The 20,177-nt window shown below is 68.2% G+C and carries 21 protein-coding genes; 6 read left to right on the top strand and 15 right to left on the bottom strand.

The genetic code is table 11. The annotated features are described in order from the left end of the window. Positions 1-69: 69 nt before the first annotated feature. The 4 genes from MHY30_RS11890 to MHY30_RS11875 form a co-directional block, all read right to left on the bottom strand. Positions 70-921 carry a carbohydrate ABC transporter permease gene (locus tag MHY30_RS11890; protein WP_239277132.1) on the bottom strand — a complete coding sequence of 284 codons (852 nt, stop codon included), beginning with the start codon at positions 919-921 and terminating at the stop codon, positions 70-72. Then, positions 921-1,838: a carbohydrate ABC transporter permease gene (locus MHY30_RS11885; RefSeq protein WP_228164485.1), complete on the bottom strand. Its 918-nt coding sequence runs from the start codon at positions 1,836-1,838 to the stop codon at positions 921-923. The genes MHY30_RS11890 and MHY30_RS11885 overlap by 1 nt, the downstream gene beginning before the upstream one ends. Before the next feature lie 54 nt (positions 1,839-1,892). Next, entirely contained in the window at positions 1,893-3,215 is a 1,323-nt protein-coding gene (locus tag MHY30_RS11880) for an ABC transporter substrate-binding protein (RefSeq protein ID WP_239277131.1), read from the bottom strand. An 87-nt stretch (positions 3,216-3,302) separates the two neighbouring features. Continuing rightward, positions 3,303-4,331: a LacI family DNA-binding transcriptional regulator gene (locus MHY30_RS11875; RefSeq protein WP_239277130.1), complete on the bottom strand. Its 1,029-nt coding sequence runs from the start codon at positions 4,329-4,331 to the stop codon at positions 3,303-3,305. Positions 4,332-4,754: 423 nt separating this feature from the next. Here MHY30_RS11875 and MHY30_RS11870 point away from each other — a divergent pair, with 423 nt between their 5' ends. Then, a complete protein-coding gene (locus tag MHY30_RS11870; RefSeq protein ID WP_239277129.1) occupies positions 4,755-5,483 on the top strand; it encodes a hypothetical protein in 729 nt (242 codons plus the stop codon). A 45-nt stretch (positions 5,484-5,528) separates the two neighbouring features. Next, positions 5,529-6,371 carry a formate/nitrite transporter family protein gene (locus MHY30_RS11865; RefSeq protein WP_239277128.1) on the top strand — a complete coding sequence of 281 codons (843 nt, stop codon included), beginning with the start codon at positions 5,529-5,531 and terminating at the stop codon, positions 6,369-6,371. Between the two features lie 40 nt (positions 6,372-6,411). On the opposite strand, the gene MHY30_RS11860 is transcribed toward MHY30_RS11865, so the two are convergent. From MHY30_RS11860 to dnaB, 3 genes are all read right to left on the bottom strand, one after another. Beyond that, on the bottom strand, positions 6,412-6,636 hold the full coding sequence (locus MHY30_RS11860) for a hypothetical protein (RefSeq protein WP_239277127.1): 225 nt from the start codon (positions 6,634-6,636) through the stop codon (positions 6,412-6,414). A gap of 131 nt (positions 6,637-6,767) precedes the next feature. Further along, positions 6,768-7,340, bottom strand: a complete 573-nt coding sequence (locus MHY30_RS11855; RefSeq protein WP_239277126.1) for a hypothetical protein — start codon at positions 7,338-7,340, stop codon at positions 6,768-6,770. Between the two features lie 151 nt (positions 7,341-7,491). Beyond that, the gene (gene dnaB / locus MHY30_RS11850) at positions 7,492-8,859 is read right to left on the bottom strand and encodes a replicative DNA helicase (RefSeq protein WP_239277125.1); all 1,368 of its coding nucleotides are present in this window, start codon (positions 8,857-8,859) and stop codon (positions 7,492-7,494) included. Between the two features lie 590 nt (positions 8,860-9,449). Between dnaB and MHY30_RS11845 the strand changes: the two genes are divergently transcribed. Together MHY30_RS11845 and MHY30_RS11840 are read left to right on the top strand one after the other, a co-directional pair. After that, complete coding sequence (locus MHY30_RS11845; RefSeq protein WP_239277124.1) at positions 9,450-10,529, top strand: hypothetical protein; 1,080 nt, start codon at positions 9,450-9,452, stop codon at positions 10,527-10,529. A gap of 83 nt (positions 10,530-10,612) precedes the next feature. Then, a complete protein-coding gene (locus MHY30_RS11840; RefSeq protein WP_239277123.1) occupies positions 10,613-11,866 on the top strand; it encodes a chaplin family protein in 1,254 nt (417 codons plus the stop codon). A gap of 94 nt (positions 11,867-11,960) precedes the next feature. Here the strand turns inward: MHY30_RS11840 and MHY30_RS11835 are convergent, their stop codons facing one another. The 6 genes from MHY30_RS11835 to rpsF form a co-directional block, all read right to left on the bottom strand. Then, complete coding sequence (locus MHY30_RS11835; RefSeq protein WP_239277122.1) at positions 11,961-12,392, bottom strand: cupin domain-containing protein; 432 nt, start codon at positions 12,390-12,392, stop codon at positions 11,961-11,963. Then, positions 12,382-13,698: an amidohydrolase family protein gene (locus MHY30_RS11830; RefSeq protein WP_239277121.1), complete on the bottom strand. Its 1,317-nt coding sequence runs from the start codon at positions 13,696-13,698 to the stop codon at positions 12,382-12,384. Before MHY30_RS11830 ends, MHY30_RS11835 begins: the two co-directional genes overlap by 11 nt. Positions 13,699-13,905: 207 nt before the next feature. Then, positions 13,906-14,358: a 50S ribosomal protein L9 gene (gene rplI / locus MHY30_RS11825; RefSeq protein ID WP_228161899.1), complete on the bottom strand. Its 453-nt coding sequence runs from the start codon at positions 14,356-14,358 to the stop codon at positions 13,906-13,908. Positions 14,359-14,368: 10 nt separating this feature from the next. Continuing rightward, on the bottom strand, positions 14,369-14,623 hold the full coding sequence (gene rpsR / locus MHY30_RS11820; RefSeq protein ID WP_013584646.1) for a 30S ribosomal protein S18: 255 nt from the start codon (positions 14,621-14,623) through the stop codon (positions 14,369-14,371). 101 nt (positions 14,624-14,724) lie between these two features. Beyond that, entirely contained in the window at positions 14,725-15,231 is a 507-nt protein-coding gene (locus tag MHY30_RS11815) for a single-stranded DNA-binding protein (RefSeq protein ID WP_239277120.1), read from the bottom strand. Between the two features lie 5 nt (positions 15,232-15,236). Further along, on the bottom strand, positions 15,237-15,629 hold the full coding sequence (gene rpsF, locus MHY30_RS11810) for a 30S ribosomal protein S6 (protein WP_128217400.1): 393 nt from the start codon (positions 15,627-15,629) through the stop codon (positions 15,237-15,239). A gap of 219 nt (positions 15,630-15,848) precedes the next feature. Here rpsF and MHY30_RS11805 point away from each other — a divergent pair, with 219 nt between their 5' ends. Beyond that, on the top strand, positions 15,849-16,937 hold the full coding sequence (locus tag MHY30_RS11805; protein WP_239277119.1) for a hypothetical protein: 1,089 nt from the start codon (positions 15,849-15,851) through the stop codon (positions 16,935-16,937). A 90-nt stretch (positions 16,938-17,027) separates the two neighbouring features. Here the strand turns inward: MHY30_RS11805 and MHY30_RS11800 are convergent, their stop codons facing one another. Then, positions 17,028-17,777, bottom strand: a complete 750-nt coding sequence (locus MHY30_RS11800; protein WP_239277118.1) for a 3-hydroxybutyrate dehydrogenase — start codon at positions 17,775-17,777, stop codon at positions 17,028-17,030. Positions 17,778-17,782: 5 nt separating this feature from the next. Next, entirely contained in the window at positions 17,783-19,138 is a 1,356-nt protein-coding gene (locus MHY30_RS11795; RefSeq protein WP_239277117.1) for an MFS transporter, read from the bottom strand. A gap of 104 nt (positions 19,139-19,242) precedes the next feature. On the opposite strand from MHY30_RS11795, the gene MHY30_RS11790 reads away from it, so the two are divergent. Next, positions 19,243-20,145: a LysR family transcriptional regulator gene (locus MHY30_RS11790; RefSeq protein ID WP_239277116.1), complete on the top strand. Its 903-nt coding sequence runs from the start codon at positions 19,243-19,245 to the stop codon at positions 20,143-20,145. Positions 20,146-20,177 lie beyond the last annotated feature (32 nt).

The following is a 20,177-nucleotide window of genomic DNA, read 5'->3' as shown; positions in this document are numbered from 1 at the left end:
GGCTGCGTCGGGTTCCGTCGTTGCGAAGGCTGTTCCACTGGGTGGGCATGGTGAATCTTTCGTGTCGAGTTACTTCACGGCACCCGCGGTCACACCGCGGCTGATCGTCCGTTGGAAGAGGAGGAAGAAGACGAGGGTGGGAATGAGCGACAGCAGCGATCCCGCGTTCACAACGGTGATGTCGATCGAGTGCTGCCCGCGCAGGGTCGACAGCGCGATGGGAACGGTCTGCGACGCGGGGTCGCCGAGCAGGATGAGCGGGATGTAGAACTCGTTCCACGACCAGATGAAGATGAACACCACGAGCACACTGAGCGTGGGCCGCACAATCGGGAACACCACGGTCCACAGGATGCGCCAGCGCCCCGCACCGTCGATCGCTGCCGCTTCCAACACCTCGCGCGGGAAAGTCGACAGCACGCTCGAGAGGATGTACGTGCCGTACGCCGCCCACAGCACGACGAACACGATGATGATCGACCAGATCGAGTTGAGCGTGCCCGTGGCCTGCGCGCCATAGAACAGCGGGTAGATCAGCGCTTCGTGCGGCACCATCGTGGCCACCAGCAGCAGCGCCGTGATCGCTGTGCTCGCCCGGATGCGACCGATGCCGATCGCGTACGAGGCGAGGAGCGCGAGCCCGGTGCCGGCGAACGCGATCACCGTGGAACTGAGAATCGAGTTCCACAGCGCTCGGAAGAAGTCCACGCGACCGAGGTAGTCGGCGAAGGCGTCGAGAGTGAACGTCGTCGGCCATGCCAGTGGCCCGTTCGTGGAATAGTCCGCCCCGGTCTTGAATGCGTTCAGCACCAACAGCAGGAACGGAGCCGCCATGAGCAGCGCGACGATGCCGGCGACGACGAGCATCGCCCAGTTCGCAAGGCTCCGGCGAGGGGTGCGGTGAGTGATGGTGGCCGACATCAGCGGCGTTCCTTCCGGCTCTCGCGGTGCTGCCAGGTGAGCATCACCGCGGCGACGATGAAGATCACGACCGACATGACCGTGGCGATGGTGGAGCCGTAGCCCACGCGGGACAGCTCGAAGAAGCTGCGGTACGCGTAGTACGAGGGCACCACGGTGGAGTTCTCGGGCCCTCCCCCGGTGAGGATGAGGATGGGAGCGAAGACCTTCAGCGCGGCGATGGTCGCCGTCAGTACCACGACGAAGATCTCGGGGCGAATCTGCGGAACGGTGATCGCCTGGAAGCGGCGCCACCACCCGGCACCGTCGAGCTCCGCCGCCTCATACAACTCCGGGTCGACGCGCTGCAGAGCAGACATGAAGATGACGACCGGGTAGCCGATCTGCAGCCAGACCAGCATGAGCATGACCGAGTAGATCGCGATCGCCGGATCGCCGAGCCAGTCCGGCGGCGACGCGATCCCGATGCTCTCGAGCAGCACGCTCAAAGAGCCCTGCTGCGTATTCAGGATCGTCGACCAGATAAACCCCGCGACCGCGATCGGCAGGATCTGCGGCAGGTAATACGTCGCCCGCAGCACGGCGATCGCGCGATCGCCGAAGCGGCGCCCGAGATAGTCGAACAGGAGGGCGGCCAGCAGGATGCCGATGAGGGTGGGGATGACGGTGATGGCGACGATCATCGCGATGCTGTTCTGGAAAGAGCGCCAGAACGTTTCGTCCGCGAAAAGGGTCGCGTAATTCTCGAGCCCCGCCCATCGCATCGGGCTCTGCCCGCCCTTCCAGTGGAAAAGGCTCGTGTAGACGTTCATCGCGAACGGCGCCGCGACGACGACGAGGAACCCGGCCGCCAGGGGTAAGAGGTAGAGCCAGTAGGTACCCCGTCGCTCCAAGGAGGCGCGCTTTGTGTCGCTCATGGTGTGGTGTCTCCGGGAAGGGGGCCCGCCCGCGCCAGCGGGCGGGCCCGGGGGTCAGCCGGCGAGCGCGGTCTCGCGGCCCTCGTCGTAGAACTTCTGCAGGTTGGCGGTCCACTCGTCGGCGGAGGTGTTTCCGTTGGACATCGCCTGCATCCCCGACTGGATGAAGTCGAGGAAGCCGGGCACGGGGTAGTCCGGGTAGAAGCTCAGGGTGTCGGCATCCCGCAGTTCGTTGAAGCGCTCGGTGTACTCGCGCGTCAACGGGTCTTCGATGGTGGAGGCGTCACCGGCGAGCGGAAGTCCGCCGAGCTGGCCGATCTTGTTCTGCACCTCTTCGCTGAGGGTGATGTCGATCCAGTCGTACGCGAGCTCCTTGTTGGTCGCGTTGGCGGGCACACCCCACAGGTGGCCGCTCGAGCCCATCTGCATGTTCGCGCCGGGCAGCGTGAAGTAGCCCCACTCGAAGGGTGCCTGCTCGCGAATGCGCGCGAATTCGCCCTGGTTCCAGATCAGCATGGCCTTTTCGCCGCTCAGGAAGTTGACGGTCGCCTGCTCGAAGTTGAGTCCGCCGAGCTCTGTACCGACATAGCCCTTGTCGATCCACGATTCGAACTTCTTCGCCCCGTCGATCCAGGGCGCGGCCGAGAAATCGACCGGCTCACGGAGGAACATGAAGTCGTCGATCGACTTCCGGTCGGCGCCCGCCGACACGAGCGAGTACCAGACCCACATCTGGTTGAAGCCCTGGCTCGTCGCCGCCGACGACGAGATCGGCGTGATTCCCGCGGCGACCAACTTGTCCATGGCGGCCTCGAAGGTCGCCAGATCGGTCGGCTCCTCCGTGATACCCGCCTGAGCGAACAGGTCTTTGTTGTAGTAGAACATCACGTACTCGCCGATGTTCGGGATGCCGTACCAGTCGCCTGAGCCGGCCAGTCCCTGTTCGTCGTATTGGGCGAAGGCCTGCATGGCGCCGGTGATCTTCTCGTCCCACCCGCGTTCGGCGACGACGTCGGTGAGGGGTTCGAGCAGTCCCTGCGCCGCGAGCTGTCCGCCATCGGCGTTGCCCTTGTTGAACTCGATGACGTCGGGGACGTCGCCGCCGGTGAGCGTGATCTTGGAGTTCTGGCGGGCCGCGTCGAAGCTGGTGGTCTGGTAGTCCACCTCGACATCGGGGTGCTTCTGCTTGAACAACTCCAGCGCGAGCGCCCAGCCCTGCCCCTGAGCGGAGTCGGGGTTCTCGTACTGCAGGATCGTGAAGGTGTTGTCGCCGGAGTCGGCGCCGGAGCCGGCGCATCCGGCGAGTGAGACGGACACGGCGGTCGCGGCGAGGATGCCGAGCCCGACACGCGCCGCACTGCGCTTGGTCGCTTTCATTTCTCTCCTCTGATGGGGCGGCCCGCGTTCGCGGGCGCGCCGGATACCGGCCATGCGCGTGCACGGTCGGACGGTTGGGGGTGGCGGTCAGGTTCGGGGCGGAGGGCCCACGGACCCGCGCTCGATGAGGGGACAGGGCAGCGTCGTCACGCCGGGCGGCTCCGCCACCTTGCCGTGGATGCGGTCGATCACCCGCCGGGCCGCCCAGGCGCCCATGTCGTGATGCGGGAGGCGCATCGTCGTGAGCCCTGGGCGCAGGGCATCGGCGATGAACAGTTGGTCGTCGAAGCCCACCACCGACAGGTCGTCGGGGATGCGCAGCCCGAGATCCGTCGCCGCCTGGAAGACCGCGAAGGCGATCTGGTCGGAGAAGCAGAACACGGCGGTGGGCCGGTCCGGACGCTCGAGGAGCCGTCGTACCGGCGCATACGCTGCGGCGGTGGCGGGTTCGGGTAGCTCCACGATGAGCGACGGGTCGCCCACGATGTCGTCAGCGTCAAGGGCAGCCTGGTATCCGGCGCGCCGCAGTTCCGTGGCGACGAAGGTTCCGCTCTGCACCGTGCAGAACGCGATGCGCGTGTGGCCGTGTCGGATCAAGTGGGTCGTAGCGTCGAAGGCGGCGCCGCGTTCATCGGGAACCACGCCGTCCGCCACCGCGTCGGCGGCGGCGAACCCGTCGAGCACCACCACCGGCAGGGTCGGCGGAATGACAGGCAGACCCACCTCGCGATGGAACTGCGCTGCGACGATCACGGCATCGATGTCGCGCTGCAGAAGTGCGCGCGACGACTGGTCGAGCATCTCGGCCCGATCGGTGGTGTCGATGATCATCGCGAGGTAACCGCTGTCCCACGCCTCGCTCTGCACCCCCTCGAGCATCCGACCGGCGAACGGCACGCTGGCTACGCGGTCGGACAGAACCCCGATCGTGTGCGTGCGCTTGGTCTTGAGGCCCCGCGCGAGCTGGTTGGGGATGTACCCCATGTCTTCGGCCATCACACGGATGCGGGCCGCCGTCGTCGCATTCACTCGCCCGGCGTGACGGTCGTTGAGCACCAGCGACACGGCGGAGGGCGATACGCCCACCGCGGCGGCGAGGTCTTTCAACGTGATCACGACGGCTCCTTTGGCATCAATCGTTTGACCTCGTCGGCGAACCGCGGCGTCAAACGTTTGATGCGACCGTAGGAGCGTCAAACGCGTTGACGCAAAACGTCGTTACCGATTCGTTGCCGGATCGCCCGGCAACGACCTCAGGTCCTATTGCCGATGTTGCCCTCGCGGTTGGTACGCGCAGTCGGCGCTCGCCACCACCGCGTCGGCTCGCTGGAAACTTCCTCGCCACCGTTCGCGCTCCTCGTCGCGGTCCCCGGCACAGGCGAAGATTCGGCGGTGTACGGTGTCGCGGAACGCCCGGCGTACGTGCGCCCACCCATGTTGGCGACAAGGGTCTCCTCGCGAAGGCGAACGCGTCAACAGGTACAGCGCCGCCTGACCGTCGTTGCCCTCGTCATCCCACCGCACAAGAACAAGTTCGGGATGCCAATTCCTCGCGAGTCCGCCGGAGATGCCGACTCTCCTCGCCCCGGCGAGTGCGACGCGCAGGTCGGCACCGGCCTGCTCGGCACCGCGGAGCGACGTACTCCCGAGGCCTGGCCCATGTCGGTGCCCGGGAGTACGGTCGGCGCCATGACACCGGACCAGCTCTTCCTCCACTCCGATGCCGCGCTGCGCGACGTCATCGATCGAATGGATCCCGCCGACTTCTCGGCCCCCGTGCCGCAGGAGTGGACCCAGCTCGAATCGCCCACGCTGCGCGGCATCCTTGGGAGCCACGCGTACGACGAAGCGTGGATTCCCGACGTGCTCGCCGGTCGCGCGGCCGCTGACGGCGACCCGTACGCCGACGCCGACCTCCTGGGCGACGACCCGATCGCCTCCTACGACGCTCTCCATGACGCGGCGGGAGCCGCCGTGCGAACGGGCGATTTCGCCGAGACGTTCCGGTTCACCTACGGCGACTACCCGGCGGCGGAAGGCTTCGCGCACATGGCGACCTACCGCGCGTTCCAGGCGTACTCGATCGCGAAGCACTTCGGCATCCCGCTCCACCTCTCCCCCGGGCTGATCGCCGGGCTGAACGAGCACGTCGTGCCGCACGCCGACGAGTGGCGGCAGTGGGGCGTGTTTCCTCCCGCGATCGAGCCCCCGGCCGATGCGGATGAGGAGACGCGGCTACTCTGCGCGGTGGGGTACTGGGTGCCGTAGACGCGCGACGGCCCCCGCACCACGGGCGACTGCGAGACTGGCCCGATGAGCCATTCGCGCGAAGAACGTGCAGAGCAACGACGCCAGGACGGCTCCAACGACGAGGCGGTCGAAGAAGAGATCGAGGTCGAATTCGAGGAGATCGTCGGCGAGGGCGCCGAGCGGCTGCACCGGACCTTCCGCGCGACCCTCGTCACCGGATTCCTGGGCGGAGTCGAGGTCGGCATCGGCGTCCTCGTGTACCTCGGCATCCTTCACGAGACCGGCGACCATCTCCTGGCGGGGCTCGGCTTCAGCGTCGGCCTGATCGCCCTGCTCCTCGCACACAGCGAACTCTTCACCGAGAACTTCCTCATGCCGGTCGCCGCGGTCGTGGCCCGCGAGGGCACCGCGGCACAGATGCTGAAGCTCTGGGGCGGCACGCTGCTGTCCAACCTGATCGGCGGGTGGCTGATCATGGCGACCGTCGTCGCGGCCTTCCCCGAGTGGCATCCACTGCTCGCCGAAACCGCCGAGCACTTCGTCGACGCGCCCCCCGGCCTCGAGTTCGCGGCCCTGGCGATTCTCGGTGGCGCCGTGATCACGCTCATGACGAGGATGCAGACCGGCACCGAATCCGAGCCCGCCAGGATCGTGGCGGCCATCGCCGGCGGATTTGTCCTCGCCGGCTTCCAGCTGTTCCACTCCATCCTGGATTCGCTGTTCGCCTTCGGCGCGATCATCAGCGGCGCCCCGATCACCTACCTCGACTGGCTGCTGTGGTTCCTCCCCGTTCTCGGCCTGAATCTCGCGGGCGGGCTCCTGCTCGTCACCCTGCTGCGCATCGTGCGAACGGGTGAGCTCTTCAAACTCCGACGCCGCAGGAACGCACACCGCAACGACGGTTAGTCGGCTCTCCCCGCCCCGCCCCGACTCGGCGCGGCACCGCTCACCGAGCGATGTCGCGCCTGCGGAACGCGGCGGACGCGAGCCCGAGAAGTACCGCGACCACCGCGAGAGTGCCGAACACGCCGGTCAGGTCGGCGCCATCCTCGATCACCGGGATGTGCCAGAACGGACTGACGGCCAGGACCTCGGCCACGGCGAGCCCGACCCCGGAGATCTTGATGACCGGGTTGGGGCTCAGGGTAAAGCTCAGGAACACCGCGATCACGATGACGGCGGCGGCCCAGGGTAGGAGGCGAGCAGCGTCCCGGCTGCCGGCGCGGTCCTCTGGACTCCGCGCGGGGATGCCCACGTCGAGGCAGGTAGCACGCAGCTACTCATCCCGCGCGTCGACGAGGATCACGATGTGGGGATCAGGCTGACCAGCAAAATCAAGCCAACGCTCAGCACGAGCGCGAGTTCGGTGCGGTTGACCCAGGCCAGCGGAAGAAGCGCTCGGCGGAATTCGTCACGGCTGAGGCCGCGCTCGTTGGCCCGCAACAGTCTGATGTAGCCAGGGGCACTGATCGCAGACCCAGCCACGGCGGTGACGATGTAGAGCAGGATAGGGACCAAGATCGCCGGGGCAAGCGGGTTCGCTCCCGTCAGGACGATGAGAGCGACGCCGCACCCGACCGCGACGAAGCCGAGCGGCACGTAAATGCGCGGGATGATCCACAGCAGCTGCCGCAGATAAGCCGCCGTCTCCCTGCCTTCAACGTCGCGGTCGAGGAGCCGGGCAAGCAGAATCTGCCCGCTGACGGCCCCACCCAACCACAACACCAGCGACAAGGCGATGGCGTAGATGAGCCATTGCTGGACCGACAGACCCACTGCAGCCCCGGCAGCGGCAGCGAGGATGGTGACTGCGACGCCTACGAGCGAGACTTGAGCCTGCTGAGAACGCGACTTTGCGACTGCCGATGACGACATCGATACCTCCGACGAGAATTCATCAAGGAGGTACGGTGCCGACGTTAGGCCCTGCTCTCCACGAGCAAGCTCGATGCTAGCAAGCCAGCCCGAGCGCCCGCCACACTTCCGATGGAGACTCACAGCTCCAAACGTGTGCTGCGAAAGGGCTTCACATCCCCGGCGCCATGTCGGCGAACCGGGAGTAGTGCCCCTGGAACGCCACGGTGATCGTGTCGGTCGGACCGTTACGGTGCTTCGCCACGATCAGATCCGCCTCGCCTGCGCGCGGCGAGTCCTTTTCGTACGCGGCCTCGCGATGCAGGAGCACCACCATGTCGGCATCCTGCTCGATCGAGCCGGACTCACGCAGGTCGGACAGGGCGGGCTTCTTGTCGGCACGCTGCTCGGCGCCACGGTTCAGCTGCGACAGCGCGATCACGGGGACCTGCAACTCCTTCGCCATCAGCTTCAGCGCACGCGAGAACTCACTGACCTCCTGCTGACGCGACTCGACGCGCTTACCGCTCGTGAGCAGCTGCAGGTAGTCGATGACGACCATCTTCAGACCCTCGCGCTGCTTGAGGCGACGGCACTTCGCGCGGATCTCGACGAGCGTCATGTTGGGGCTGTCGTCGATGAACAGGGGCGCGTCGTTGATGCGACCGCGCGTGGCCGCGACCGTCGTCCAGTCGCGGGAGTCGAGCGTTCCCTTGCGCATGCTCTGCAGCGGAATCGCGCCCTCGGCACTGAGGAGACGCATCGCGATCTCGCTGCGCCCCATCTCGAGCGAGAAGAAGATCGTGGGCATGTTGGCCTTCACCGCGGCGGCGCGCGCGAAGTCGAGCGCAAGCGTCGACTTACCCATGGCGGGACGCGCGGCGATGACGATCATCTGCCCCGGGTGCAGACCGTTCGTCAGCTGGTCGAGCCCGGCGAAGCCGGTCGGGATGCCGGTCATCGACCCGTCGCGACCGCGAGCGGCCTCGATCTCGTCGACCGCGGCATCCACCGCCACCGTCAGCGGCACGTAGTCTTCGGCGCTGTCGTCGCCCGAGACGTTGTAAATCTCGGCCTGCGCGCTGTTGACGAGCTCGGTCGGGTCGCCCTCGCCGGCGTACCCCATCTGCACGATGCGCGTGCCCGCCTCGACCAGACGTCGCAGCAGCGCCCGCTCGGCGACGATCGACGCGTAGTACCCGGCGTTCGCCGCCGTGGGGACGATCGAGGTCAGGGTGTGCAGATAGTCGGCACCGCCAGCGCGCTGCAGCTCACCGGTCTTGATGAGCTCGTCGGTGACCGCGACGACGTCGGTCGGCTCGCCGTGCGAGTAGAGCGTGAGGATTGCCTCGAAGATCAGCTCGTGCTTCGGCACGTAGAAGTCGGGCCCGCGCAGTGTCTCGATGACGTCGGCCACGGCGTCTTTCGACAGCAGCATGCCGCCCAGGGCGCTCTGCTCGGCCAGCATGTCGTGCGGCGGCGTGCGCTCCGGACGCTGGGACCCCCCGAGACGCTCTTCGGCGATGTCGGCAATCGACACAGGCTCTCCTTCTCGTTTGGGACGCACTCCCCCACCGGCCGATTCGCGCACACAGAACGCAACGGACGCTTCGGGATGACGACCTCGGGCAGCATCGTGTCACCGACCTCCGACATCGACGCGCGAGTGGTGACGGGTGTGCCCGATGGGATGCACCCACGGTAAGGACGACCCTTTCTCCACGCAAACAGACCTGTGGATAACTTTGTGGACAGCTTGCGAGAAACGCCGCGATAGCTGTGCACAACTCCTGTGGAGAACTCCGTGGATGATGTGGAATCAGGATCATAATCAGCCCACTGATCTGGACTTTATCTCTCCACAGGAAACCTGTGCGAATCCTGTTTGAACCACACGTTGAAGGTTCTCGGACTTGACAGAAAGGTGTGTACAACTCCGGGGATAACTCGCATCGCGAGCTACTGACAACCCCGCGTGCTGTCAAGTCACGTTCACATGCGGCGTGTCGGCCGGTTCCGCGGACGACACCGTCCGGTAACTGGGCATTCGCTGTGACTCTTCCCTGCCTCCTCGATGACGCGTAAAGTCACCCGGCATAGGTCACAGCCGATCGACTTTGGGGAGTTGAGATGGATGCCACGGCCCGGCGCCGCGCGATCTCTGCGCTCCGCCTGCTCGGCTTGGCCTTTCTCGCTGCCCTCGCCTGGGTGGTCCTGTCGCTGTCGTTGACGACCTCCTCGGCATCGGCGAACGACGACTCGGGATCGGGTCTGCTCGGCGCCGTCACCGACACGGTGAGCGGCGCGACGGGCAAGGTCAACGGTGTCGTCGAACGGGTCGATGAGACCGTGGCATCCGTCGTTCAGGTGGTCGAACCCGTGGCGGCTCCCGTCACCGCGGTCGTTCCCGAACCCGTGCGCGCGCCCGTGTCCGAGGTCGTCCAGTCGACGGTGGATGCCGTGGACACCACGGTCCACCACGTCGACGAGACCGCCGGACGAGCCATCGACGCCGTCACCGAGACGGTGTCGGAGGTGGCCGAGGCCGAGGTCGTCGGAACTATCGTCGACCCCGTCGTCGAAACCGTGGTCTCGGTGCCCGTCGTCGGCGGAATCGTCGCGGAGACGGGACTGGACGACGTGCTGACGGGTGTCGCGGACACCGTCGACGAGGTCGTTCCGGGTGTCGTCGGATCGCCGAATCCGACGGGGCCGCTCCTTCCCGGCATCCCCGGCGACGTCGTGGACGAGGTCGTCGACACGGTGACCCCTTCGGTTCCCGCGACGCCCGCTCCCGGCATCCCGCCGCTGGTCGGACCCGCGGTTCCCGCGCACCCCGAGGCGCACGACGTGACGTCGCCCGTGGAGGCCGCCGTACCCGCCGTGGCCACGCCGACGGCCGACCGCGCGCCGGCCGAGCGCATCCGTGCCGCTGCCGAAGCGTTCGCCGCATCGTCGACGACCGTCACGGGCGAGAACTCCGCCCACCCCGAGGCGCCGCCCGCCTCCGCGCCGGTCGTGCACGGCCTCGGCGAGGCTGTTCCGGGATCGGCGTCGGCGGCAGCGGCATCCGGTTCCGGGTCTCCCGCGGCAGCGCGCCTGGACGACCGCGCAGGCTCCGCGACCTTCGTTCTTCTCTTCCGCAGCGCCCTCGTCGACGACGATCTCCCCGGCGCACCCACCTTCGCCACCGACGTCTCCCCTGACTGAGGCGGGCCGCGTCGTGCTCCGGCACGGCAGACGGTCCCGCGCGTTCCCGCGCACCCTCATTCACACCTCAGGAGAGAACTCTCATGCGCAAGATCTACTCGCGCGCCATTCTGGGCGCGTTGATCGGCGGCGGCTTGGCCGTCGTCGGGGCCGGCATGGCACATGCCGCGGAGACGTCGGGCACCGACGGCCTCCTCTCGGGAGACCAGGCGATCGTCTCGGTCGACCTCCCCATCACCGTCGGAGGCAACGCCGTCTCGATCATCGGTGACAGCCACAGCGAGGATGCCAGCACTTCGGCGCCCGCGTCCGAGCCCGCACCGGAAGCCACCACCGACGGCGGCGACGGCATCGGCTCGGGCAACCAGGGCCTCGTCTCGGTGGACGTACCCGTGACCGTCGGCGGCAACGCCGTCTCGGTGATCGGCGACAGCCACAGCGAGGATGCCAGCACTTCGGCGCCCGCGGAAGAGGCGGCGTCGGCACCGGCCGGTGACGTCGAGACCGACGGCACCGACAGCGTCGGCGGCGGCAACCAGGTCGTCGCCCCGGTCGAGGTGCCCGTGACCGTCGGCGGCAACGCCATCTCCGTCATCGGCGACAGCCACACCGAAGGCGCCGACACCACCGGTGGCAGCACCTCGGGCGGCCACACCGGCGACGTCGACACCGACGGCACCGACAGCCTCCTCGGCGGCAACCAGGCCCTCCTGCCCATCTCGGTCCCCGTGACCGTCGGCGGCAACGCCATCTCCGTCATCGGCGACAGCCACACCGAAGGCGCCGACACCACCGGTGGCAGCACCTCGGGCGGCCACACCGGCGACATCGACACCAACGGTGGCGACAGCCTCCTCGGCGGCAACCAGCTGATCACCCCGGTCAGCCTGCCCATCACGATCGGCGGCAACGCCGTCTCCGGTATCGGCGACAGCACCACCGAAGGCGCCACCACCACCGGCGGCACCTCGGGCGGCCTCCTCGGTGACATCACCACCGACGGTGGCGACAGCCTCCTCGGCGGCAACCAGCTGATCACCCCGATCAGCCTGCCCATCACGATCGGCGGCAACGCCGTCTCGGTGATCGGCGACAGCACCACGGTCGGCTCGGAGACCGGAACCCCGGGAACCCCCGGCACCCCCGGCACCTCGGTCGTGACCGGGTCGGTCGCCTCCGTCTCGTCCGTCTCGGCCATGGCCCCCATGGCATCCGGTGACCGTGCTCTGGCCGCCACCGGCGTCGAGACCGGTGTGGCGTGGGGTCTTCTCAATGTCGCGCTGATCATGCTCGGGCTCGGAGGAGCGGTGATCGCCCGCCGCCGCGCCACCGCCTGACACCGCGTCGGGAGGGGCTTCGGCCTCTCCCGACCGGGCACCGGATGCCATTGTTCATGTGGGGCATGGCATCCGGTGTTCGGCGCGTTCGGGTTCAGTCGGCCAGGCGCCAATCCTCGAAGCTGAAGCCGGGTGAAACGAGGCAGCTGACCACGCACTCGGTGTCGTCGACGAGTCTCGCCGCCTGCCACACTCCCGCCGGGACCGTGGCCTGCAGCCACTCCCCCGCCGCCAGGTCGGAGCCGAGCACCACGGTCTGGGACAGGTGCGGTTCGCTGGCGTCTCCGCCGAAGGACAGCTCGAGACGGCCGGGGCCGTGCCACAACCACACCTCGTCGCTCGTGACCACGTGCCACGCGCTGTGCTCCCCGGGCGTCAGCAGGTAGTGGATGCACGTCGCGGCCGGACGCACACCCGCGGGGGTGTCGACCGCGTACGTCCCTGTCCACATGCGACGGAACCACCCGCCCTCCGGGTGCTCCTCGAGGTCGAGCAGTCGGGCGGTGGTGGGGCGGTCATCGGTCACCGTGTACTCCGGTCTCTCGTGTGAACGTGGCGGATGCGAAACGCACCTCGCCGTCGATGAACGTCGCGGCCGCGCGCCCTGCGCCGTCGACCACGAGATGCTCGATCATGTCGTCGACGGCGCCGCGAGCGACGTCGAAGAACGCCAGATCGGCCACCGCACCGACCGACAGGTAGCCCGTCCGATCGGGACCCGTGTCGAGCCCCATCGCGTGCGCCCCGCCCAGCGTCGCCGCGCGGAGCAAGAGGGATGCCAAGTCGCGGTGCGCGTAGCCCTGGGCGCGCGCCAGCCGGTGCAGCGCCGCGACATCAGCGAGAAGGTCGAGGGAGGGTGACGACGACAGCGAGTCGGTGCCGACCGCGATCGCGTTGCCCTCGACGAGGTACGCGGCCACGGGCGGTTCGTCGAGCCCGATCACGGCGTTCGACCGTGGGCACAGGGCCACGGTCGTGCCGCGCAGCCGGAGCGTCGCGCGGTCACGAGCGGTCATGTAGACGCCATGGGCGATGTGGCAATCGGGTCCGAGCACCCCGAGCTCATCGACGAACTCCGTCGCACCCGTACCGAAACCTTCATCGCGCAGCGCCTGGAAGCTCGCGGGGCGACGCTCGCGCCACGGCAGCGCCTCGCCGTGCTCGCGTTCGAACGCCGCCTCCCCCAGGTGGATGTGCAGCCGACTCCCCCGCTCGCGCACGATGTCGGGGATCTCGAGCAGCGGCTCCACGTCGAGCGAGTACGGTGCGTGCGGCGAGAGACCCGTGCCCGGGGGCGACGGCAGCGAATCGAGCCGCGCCTCGACCTCGGCCCTCCCCCGCTCGGCCCAGGCGGCGTTGGTCCAGCTCATCACCTCCCAGTAGGTGATGCCGTGCAGCCGCGCATCGTGCAGCGCCGACGCCGCCTCGACGTCGGTGACGATGTCGGCCACCGCGGTCGTGCCGGCGGTGATCAGCTGCGCGGCGCCCCTCCTGGCATCCGCCGCCCAATCCAGGCCCGACTCGTAGACCGGCTGGAAAGCCGCGGCCCAGTCATCGAACCCCGTGTACGAACCGCGCCCGACCTCGGCCATCCCGGTGTATTGCAGGTGGGTGTGGGCGTTGACCAGACCCGGGGTGAGCACGCCGGGCCAGTGGACTTCGTCGAAGACCACGCCGCGCTGACGCAGCTCGTGCCGCACCCATTCGCGGTCGCCGACGTGCCGGATCCGTCCGCCCGCCACGGCGATCGCGCCGTCGACGATGGGAGGCGCGGTGATCGGGACGACGAGGGATGCCGAGTACAGCACGACACGCCCCGCCCGTTCTTGCACGTCGCTCAGACTAGGGGCGCGTTGTGACGGGCATGTGTCGGTGACGTCGCTCCGGCCGTGTGGGGCGGATTCCGTGCGTTGGGGCGCGCAATGGACGCCCCGGTGCACAGATCGCGCCCCGAGGCCGAACCCGTGCCGCCAACCGTGAGGGAGACGCGAAACGGCCCCGGTCCGCCGAAGCGGGACCGGGGCCGTTGCTGCAGCGAATTACTTCGCGGCGACCACCTGGAGGGTGATCACGGCGGTGACGTCGTCACGCAGGCGAACGGTCGCCTCGTGCTCGCCCACCGACTTGATCGCCGAGGTGATCTGGATCTTGCGCTTGTCGAGCTCACCGAGACCGGCGGCCTTGACCGCGTCGGCCACATCGCCCGTCTTGACCGAACCGAACAGACGGCCCTCGGCACCGGCCTTGACGGCCAGCTTGACGGTGTTGGACTCGAGCGTGTTCTTCAGGGCCACGGCCTCTTCGTGGTCGTGGATCGCACGGCTCTCGCGAGCGGCACGGATCGACGAGACCTGCTTCTCGCCACCGCGCGTCCACGCGACAGCGAAGCCCTGGGGGATGAGGTAGTTGCGGGCGTACCCGTTCTTGACCTCGACAACGTCACCGGCGCTACCGAGCCCGGTGACCTCATTCGTGAGAATCAGCTTTGCCATCGGGTGCTCCTTAGCGGCCGGCGCCGGCGTAGGGCAGGAGAGCCATCTCGCGCGCGTTCTTGATGGCGCGGGCGATCAGGCGCTGCTCCTGCACGGAGACACCGGTGATACGACGGGCGCGGATCTTGCCGCGCTCCGAGATGAACTTGCGGAGGGTCGCGACGTCCTTGTAGTCGATGACGCCGACGCGGATCGCCTTCGCGGGGGCTGCGTTCTTCGCGCCCTTCCGCGGCTTGCGGCGGTCGCCAGTGGCCTTTCCAGCCATGCTTCCTTCTTTCGTGTGGTTTCGGATGCCGGGGGCACATGCGGCGCCCGGGCTCGGCATCCGGAATTTCGGGGGTCGTCACGCCGTGAGGCGTAGCGAGATCAGAACGGGGTGTCGTCTCCGTAGGAACCGGGAGTGCTCCACGCGTCGGCGCCGCCGCCCTGGTTCGACCCGGGGGTCGACCACGGCTCGTCGTTCGACTGCTGCACCTGCGGGCGTCCGCCGCCACCGCCGCCGCCCGAAGAGGCGGCACGGGTGACCTGCGCGGTCGCGTAGCGGAGCGAGGGGCCGATCTCGTCGACCTCCAGCTCGATGGAGGTGCGGTTGTTGCCCTCGCGGTCCTGGTACGAGCGCTGCTTCAGGCGACCGGTCGCGATGACACGGGACCCCTTCGTCAGCGATCCGGCGACGTGCTCGGCGAATTCGCGCCACACCGAGGCGCGCAGGAAGAGCGCCTCGCCGTCCTTCCACTCGTTCGCCTGACGGTCGAACGTGCGGGGGGTCGACGCGATGGTGAAGTTCGCCACCGGCAGCCCGTTCTGCGTGTACCGCAGCTCGGGGTCGGCCGTGAGGTTCCCCACGACGGTGATGACGGTTTCGCCGGCCATCGTCGTTACTTCGCAGCCTTCTCGGCGGACTCGACCTTGCGGGGAGCGGCAGCCTTGCGGGCGGCCTTCTCCTCGGAGCGCTTCGCCTCGGCGGCGACCTGCGCGATGGCCTCCTCGGCGCGGAGGACCTTGGTGCGCATGATCTGCTCGCTCAGCTTCAGCTGGCGGTCGAGCTCCTGCGTGGCCTCGCTCGTGGCGGTGAAGTCGACGACGGCGTAGATGCCCTCGTTCTTCTTCTTGATCTCGTAGGCCAGACGGCGGCGTCCCCAGACATCCACCTTGTCGATGGTTCCCCCATCGTTGGTGATGACCTTGAGGAACCCGTCGAGCTTCGGAGCGACCTGGCGCTCGTCGACCTCGGGGTCGAAGATGACCATGAGTTCGTACTGGTGCGTCACTAACCCACCTCCTTCGGACTAGAACGGCTGACGGGCATTTCCCGGCAGCAGGAGGGTGTGTTGCACGTCGTCTCGGGCTTACACGCGCATGGGCGTCGCCAGACAACCTTCGTAGTCTAACGGATGCCGGGGGTCGGCGGGAATCCGCGTTCTGAGTCCCGGCCCGGGCCGCGACCGTCGCGCTCGGTAGCGTGGGGGCGACGACGGAAGGCGGAGCGCATGGCCATCGACACTTCGGCCCTCACCGGTCCGGTCGACCGCGCCGAGGTTCGCGCGTTCACCGCCCGCCTCCGCCGCGAGGGGAAACTGACCAGCGCCGTCGTCACCGCGATCGGGATCGTCCTCGTCGGCGGCATCCTGCTTTCGTCGGCCACCCTGCTCGCCTCGGTCGTGAGCTTCGGGCTGCTCGCGTCACCGGATGGGCGACCGAGCCCGATCGGTATCGGCTTCCTCCTGTTCTTCGCCGCCGTGGTCGCGATGATCGCGTACGCGCTCGTGAAGATGTTCCACGGTCGCGCGGAGCGGCGATACCGCCTGGCGCGCTTCGCGGAGGCGAACGGGATGACGTGGACTCCGGCCGTTGCGAATCCCGCACTTCCGGGGATGATCTTCGGCGAGGGGCGCAATCGAGAGGCGACCGACGTCGTCCGCGGGCCGCGTCCGCGCTGGGTCGAGGTCGCCAATTACACGTACAAGACCGGTTCCGGAAAGAGCGAGCAGACCCACAAGTGGGCGTACGTCGAGATGCGCCTGGACACGCCCCTCCCCCACATCGTGCTGGATGCCGTCGGCAACAACGGCCTGTTCGGCGCGTCGAATCTGCCCGCGACCTTCGGCCGCGATCAGCGCCTGAGCCTCGAGGGCGACTTCGACCGGTACTTCGCGCTGTACTGCCCGAAGGGCTACGAGCGCGACGCGCTGTACCTCTTCACGCCCGACGTGATGGCGCGGTTCATCGACAACGCCGCGGCCCTCGACGTCGAGATCGTCGACGACCGCCTGTTCCTCTATGCGCGGCGTGAGCTGTCGACCACCGATCCGGCGGTGTGGGAGTGGATTCTCGGCACGGTGGATGCCATCGACGACAAGCTCGCGCAGTGGGCACGGTGGCGCGACGAGCGCCTCGCGGTGGACGCGGCGCCCGCCCCGGTGGCATCCGGTGTTCCGTTGCTCACTCCCCCGCCCGCCGGAGTCGCCCGCGAAGGACGCCGCCTGCGCCGCGGCTTCTCGTGGATCACCGCGGTGTTCGTCGTCCTCGGCGTGGGGTGGTGGCTGCTGACGATCGTGTTCGACGCAATCGCCCGGTGATCCGCGTTTGGCGCGTGAGGTGCCAAGAATTGTCGCCTGGCGCTTCGCTCAGGCGACAATTCTTGGCACCTCACGCCGCTCTTGGCCCGGTCAGTGCGCCGACCAGCCGCCGTCCATGACGTAGCTGGTGCCGGTCACCATCGCGGCATCCGGGCCCGCGAGCCACAGCGCGAGCGACGCCACCTCGCTCGGCTCGACGAGGCGCTTGATCGCGGCATCCTTCAGGAGCACCTTCTCGAGCACCTCGGACTCCGGGATGCCGTGCGCCCGCCCCTGATCAGCGATCTGCTTCTCCACGAGCGGCGATCGCACGTACCCCGGGTCGATGCAGACGCTGGTGACGCCTCGCGGGCCGCCCTCGAGGGCCGTCGTCTTGGACAGTCCCTCGAGGCCGTGCTTGGCCGTCACATACGCAGACTTATATGCCGACGCGCGTATACCGTGAACGCTCGAGACGTTCAGCACTCGACCGAAGCCCCGCTCGTACATCCCCGGGAGGGCCGCGCGAATGAGGAGGAACGGCGCCTCGAGCATGAGGCGCAGCATGAACGAGAACCGTTCGGGCGCGAAATTCTCGATGGGGCTGACGTGCTGGATGCCGGCATTGTTGACCAGGATGTCGACGTCGAGACGCAGGTCGGCCAGCGCCGCCGTATCGGACAGGTCGACCGCCCACGCGCGGCCGCCGATCTCGGCGGCGAGGGCTTCCGCACCCTCGGCGTTGAGATCGGCGACCGTCACGGTGGCCCCGGCCTCGGCGAACGTCCGCGCGATCGCGGCACCGATGCCGCTGGCACCGCCGGTGACGAGGGCGCGGCGTCCGCTGAGGTCGATGCTCATGTGTCCTACTTCCCCCGCGCTGCGTCGGCGGCGTCGATGTCGCGCAGCGAGATGCCGCGCGTTTCCTTGAGCGACAGTACGGCCACCGAGGTGAGCGCACAGGCGACCACGATGTAGATCGCGACGGGCAGCCACGAACCGAAATCACGCAGCCACTGCGTGGCCAGGATCGGTGCGAGCGAGCCGGCGAGGATCGCGGTGACCTGGGCCCCGAGCGAGACGCCCGAGTAGCGCATGCGGGTCGGGAAGAGTTCGCTCATCACCGCGGGCTGCGGCGCGTACATGCCGGCGTGGAACACCAGGCCGATCGAGACGGCAGCGACGATGACGACGGGGTTGAGCGTGTCGAACATCGGGAAGGCGAAGAACGCCCAGGTCGCGCTGAGGATCGCGCCCGCGAGGTACACCGGCTTGCGGCCGATGCGGTCGGCGAGGCGGCCGAGCGGGGGGATCACGGCGAAATGGATCACGTGCGCGATCAGCAGCGCGAGGAGAAGCTGGCTCGTGTCGTACGAGTGGACGAACTTCAGATACACGATCGAGAAGCTGACGACGATGTAGTAGACGATGTTCTCCGCGAACCGCACGCCCATGGCCTGGATGACGCCCTTGGGGTAGCGGCGCAGCACCTCGACGACGCCGAACGACGTCGCCTTCTCCTGCTCGACCTGCTTCTTGGCCTCGAGGAAGATCGGCGCCTCTTCCACGTGCGTGCGGATGTAGAACCCGACGAGCACGATCACCGCCGACAGCCAGAAGGCGATGCGCCAACCCCAGTCGAGGAACGCCGCGGGGGAGAGCACGAACGACGTCACGAGCAGCACGAGGGTTGCCAGAAGGTTCCCGACCGGAACGGCGGCCTGGGGCCAGCTCGCCCAGAACGCGCGCGAGCGGTTCGGGCTCTGCTCGGCGACCAGCAGGACGGCACCGCCCCACTCACCACCGACGGCGAAGCCCTGGATGAAGCGCAGGGCGACGAGCATCGCGGGCGCCCAGTATCCGACCGACGCGAAGCCGGGGAGGCATCCCATCAGGAACGTCGCCGCACCGACGATGATGATCGTCGCCTGCAGCGTGGGCTTACGGCCGAACCGGTCACCGATCTGGCCGAAGACGATGCCGCCGAGCGGGCGGGCGACGAAGCCGACGGCGTACGTGACGAACGCGGCGATGATGCCGTCGAGCGGCGAGCCCGACGACGGGAAGAAGAACGTGCCGAAGACCAGGCTTGCGGCGGTGGCGTAGAGGAAGAACTCGTACCACTCCACGACCGTTCCGGCCATGGAGGCGGCGACGACGCGTCGAATCTTGCTGTTCGAGATTTCGGGGGAGGCGCTGCGTTGCGCGGTGGGGGATTCCATGCTGCTCCTTCGGTGTCGACGGTGACATCCGGTGACGAGTCTGGGGCGCCGCGGGTACTGCGGCAATGCCCAGACATGCGGACCCGTTGTGCAGAATTGCACACATGGATGCCACGAACGTCCGCGCCGACGACCTCCTGATGCTCCTCGCGGTCGCACGTACCGGCCGCTACACCGCCGCTGCACAGGTGCGGGGCGTGGATCACACGACCGTCGCCCGGCGCATCGCCGCCCTCGAAGACGCCCTCGGCGGACGGGTCGTCGCCGCCTCCGGCCGCGGCTGGGAGCTAACGACACTCGGACAGCACGCCGTGGAGACCGCTGGACGCATCGAGGCCGCCCTGTCTCGCCTGTCGGGTGGGGGAGAAGAGCCCGACCCCGTGTCGGGAGTCGTGCGGATGTCGGCCACGGACGGGTTCAGCGCCTACGTCGCCGCCCCCGCGATCGCGGCGTTGCGGCAGCGGCATCCCGAGCTGTCCGTCGAGATCGTGGCGACGCAGCGACGCGCGGCCCTGCACCGCCCCGGCCTCGACCTCGAAGTGGTGGTGGGGGAGCCGCAGACATCACGCGGCACGGCGACCCGGCTCGGCACCTACACGCTGGGCATGTACGCGTCGCGGGCGTACCTGGAGCGGGAGGGCACTCCGCGCGACCTCGCCGAACTCGAGCAGCACCGGCTCGTGTACTTCGTCGACTCGATGCTGCAGGTCGAGGCGCTGGACCTTCCCCGGCGCCTGGTCCCGCGCATGCGCGACGGCGTCACATCGACGAACGTTTTCGTTCACGTGGAAGCGACACGGGTAGGTGCCGGAATCGGCATGCTTCCATGCTTCGCCGCCGACCGGCATCCGGATCTCGTGCGGCTGCTGCCCGACCAGGTCGCCGAGCGTCTGCCCTACTGGATGATCGTGCGCGCGGATTCCCTGCGAATCCCCGCGGTTGCCGCCCTGGCGGAGGCGTTGCGCGCCCAGACCGCTCTCTCGCAGTCCATGCTCGACGGGGCATAGACACGCGTGGGCGTCTGTCTGCCGCTTCGATG

The sequence above is a fragment of the Microbacterium sp. ACRRU genome (assembly GCF_022346945.1).
Classification (GTDB): domain Bacteria; phylum Actinomycetota; class Actinomycetes; order Actinomycetales; family Microbacteriaceae; genus Microbacterium; species Microbacterium mcarthurae.
This window is presented reverse-complemented; position numbering and strand designations above follow the sequence as displayed.

Excerpts from the sequence above, each read along its gene's own strand:
- MHY30_RS11880 (WP_239277131.1), bottom strand. The coding sequence starts at position 3,215 with ATGAAAGCGACCAAGCGCAGTGCGGCGCGTGTCGGGCTCGGCATCCTC.
- MHY30_RS11865 (WP_239277128.1), top strand. The coding sequence starts at position 5,529 with ATGAGCCATTCGCGCGAAGAACGTGCAGAGCAACGACGCCAGGACGGC.
- MHY30_RS11800 (WP_239277118.1), bottom strand. The coding sequence starts at position 17,777 with ATGAGCATCGACCTCAGCGGACGCCGCGCCCTCGTCACCGGCGGTGCC.
- rpsR (WP_013584646.1), bottom strand. The coding sequence starts at position 14,623 with ATGGCTGGAAAGGCCACTGGCGACCGCCGCAAGCCGCGGAAGGGCGCG.
- MHY30_RS11855 (WP_239277126.1), bottom strand. The coding sequence starts at position 7,340 with ATGTCGTCATCGGCAGTCGCAAAGTCGCGTTCTCAGCAGGCTCAAGTC.
- rplI (WP_228161899.1), bottom strand. The coding sequence starts at position 14,358 with ATGGCAAAGCTGATTCTCACGAATGAGGTCACCGGGCTCGGTAGCGCC.
- MHY30_RS11845 (WP_239277124.1), top strand. The coding sequence starts at position 9,450 with ATGGATGCCACGGCCCGGCGCCGCGCGATCTCTGCGCTCCGCCTGCTC.
- MHY30_RS11840 (WP_239277123.1), top strand. The coding sequence starts at position 10,613 with ATGCGCAAGATCTACTCGCGCGCCATTCTGGGCGCGTTGATCGGCGGC.
- MHY30_RS11870 (WP_239277129.1), top strand. The coding sequence starts at position 4,755 with ATGCCAATTCCTCGCGAGTCCGCCGGAGATGCCGACTCTCCTCGCCCC.
- MHY30_RS11790 (WP_239277116.1), top strand. The coding sequence starts at position 19,243 with ATGGATGCCACGAACGTCCGCGCCGACGACCTCCTGATGCTCCTCGCG.
- MHY30_RS11805 (WP_239277119.1), top strand. The coding sequence starts at position 15,849 with ATGGCCATCGACACTTCGGCCCTCACCGGTCCGGTCGACCGCGCCGAG.
- MHY30_RS11795 (WP_239277117.1), bottom strand. The coding sequence starts at position 19,138 with ATGGAATCCCCCACCGCGCAACGCAGCGCCTCCCCCGAAATCTCGAAC.
- MHY30_RS11890 (WP_239277132.1), bottom strand. The coding sequence starts at position 921 with ATGTCGGCCACCATCACTCACCGCACCCCTCGCCGGAGCCTTGCGAAC.
- MHY30_RS11885 (WP_228164485.1), bottom strand. The coding sequence starts at position 1,838 with ATGAGCGACACAAAGCGCGCCTCCTTGGAGCGACGGGGTACCTACTGG.
- MHY30_RS11815 (WP_239277120.1), bottom strand. The coding sequence starts at position 15,231 with ATGGCCGGCGAAACCGTCATCACCGTCGTGGGGAACCTCACGGCCGAC.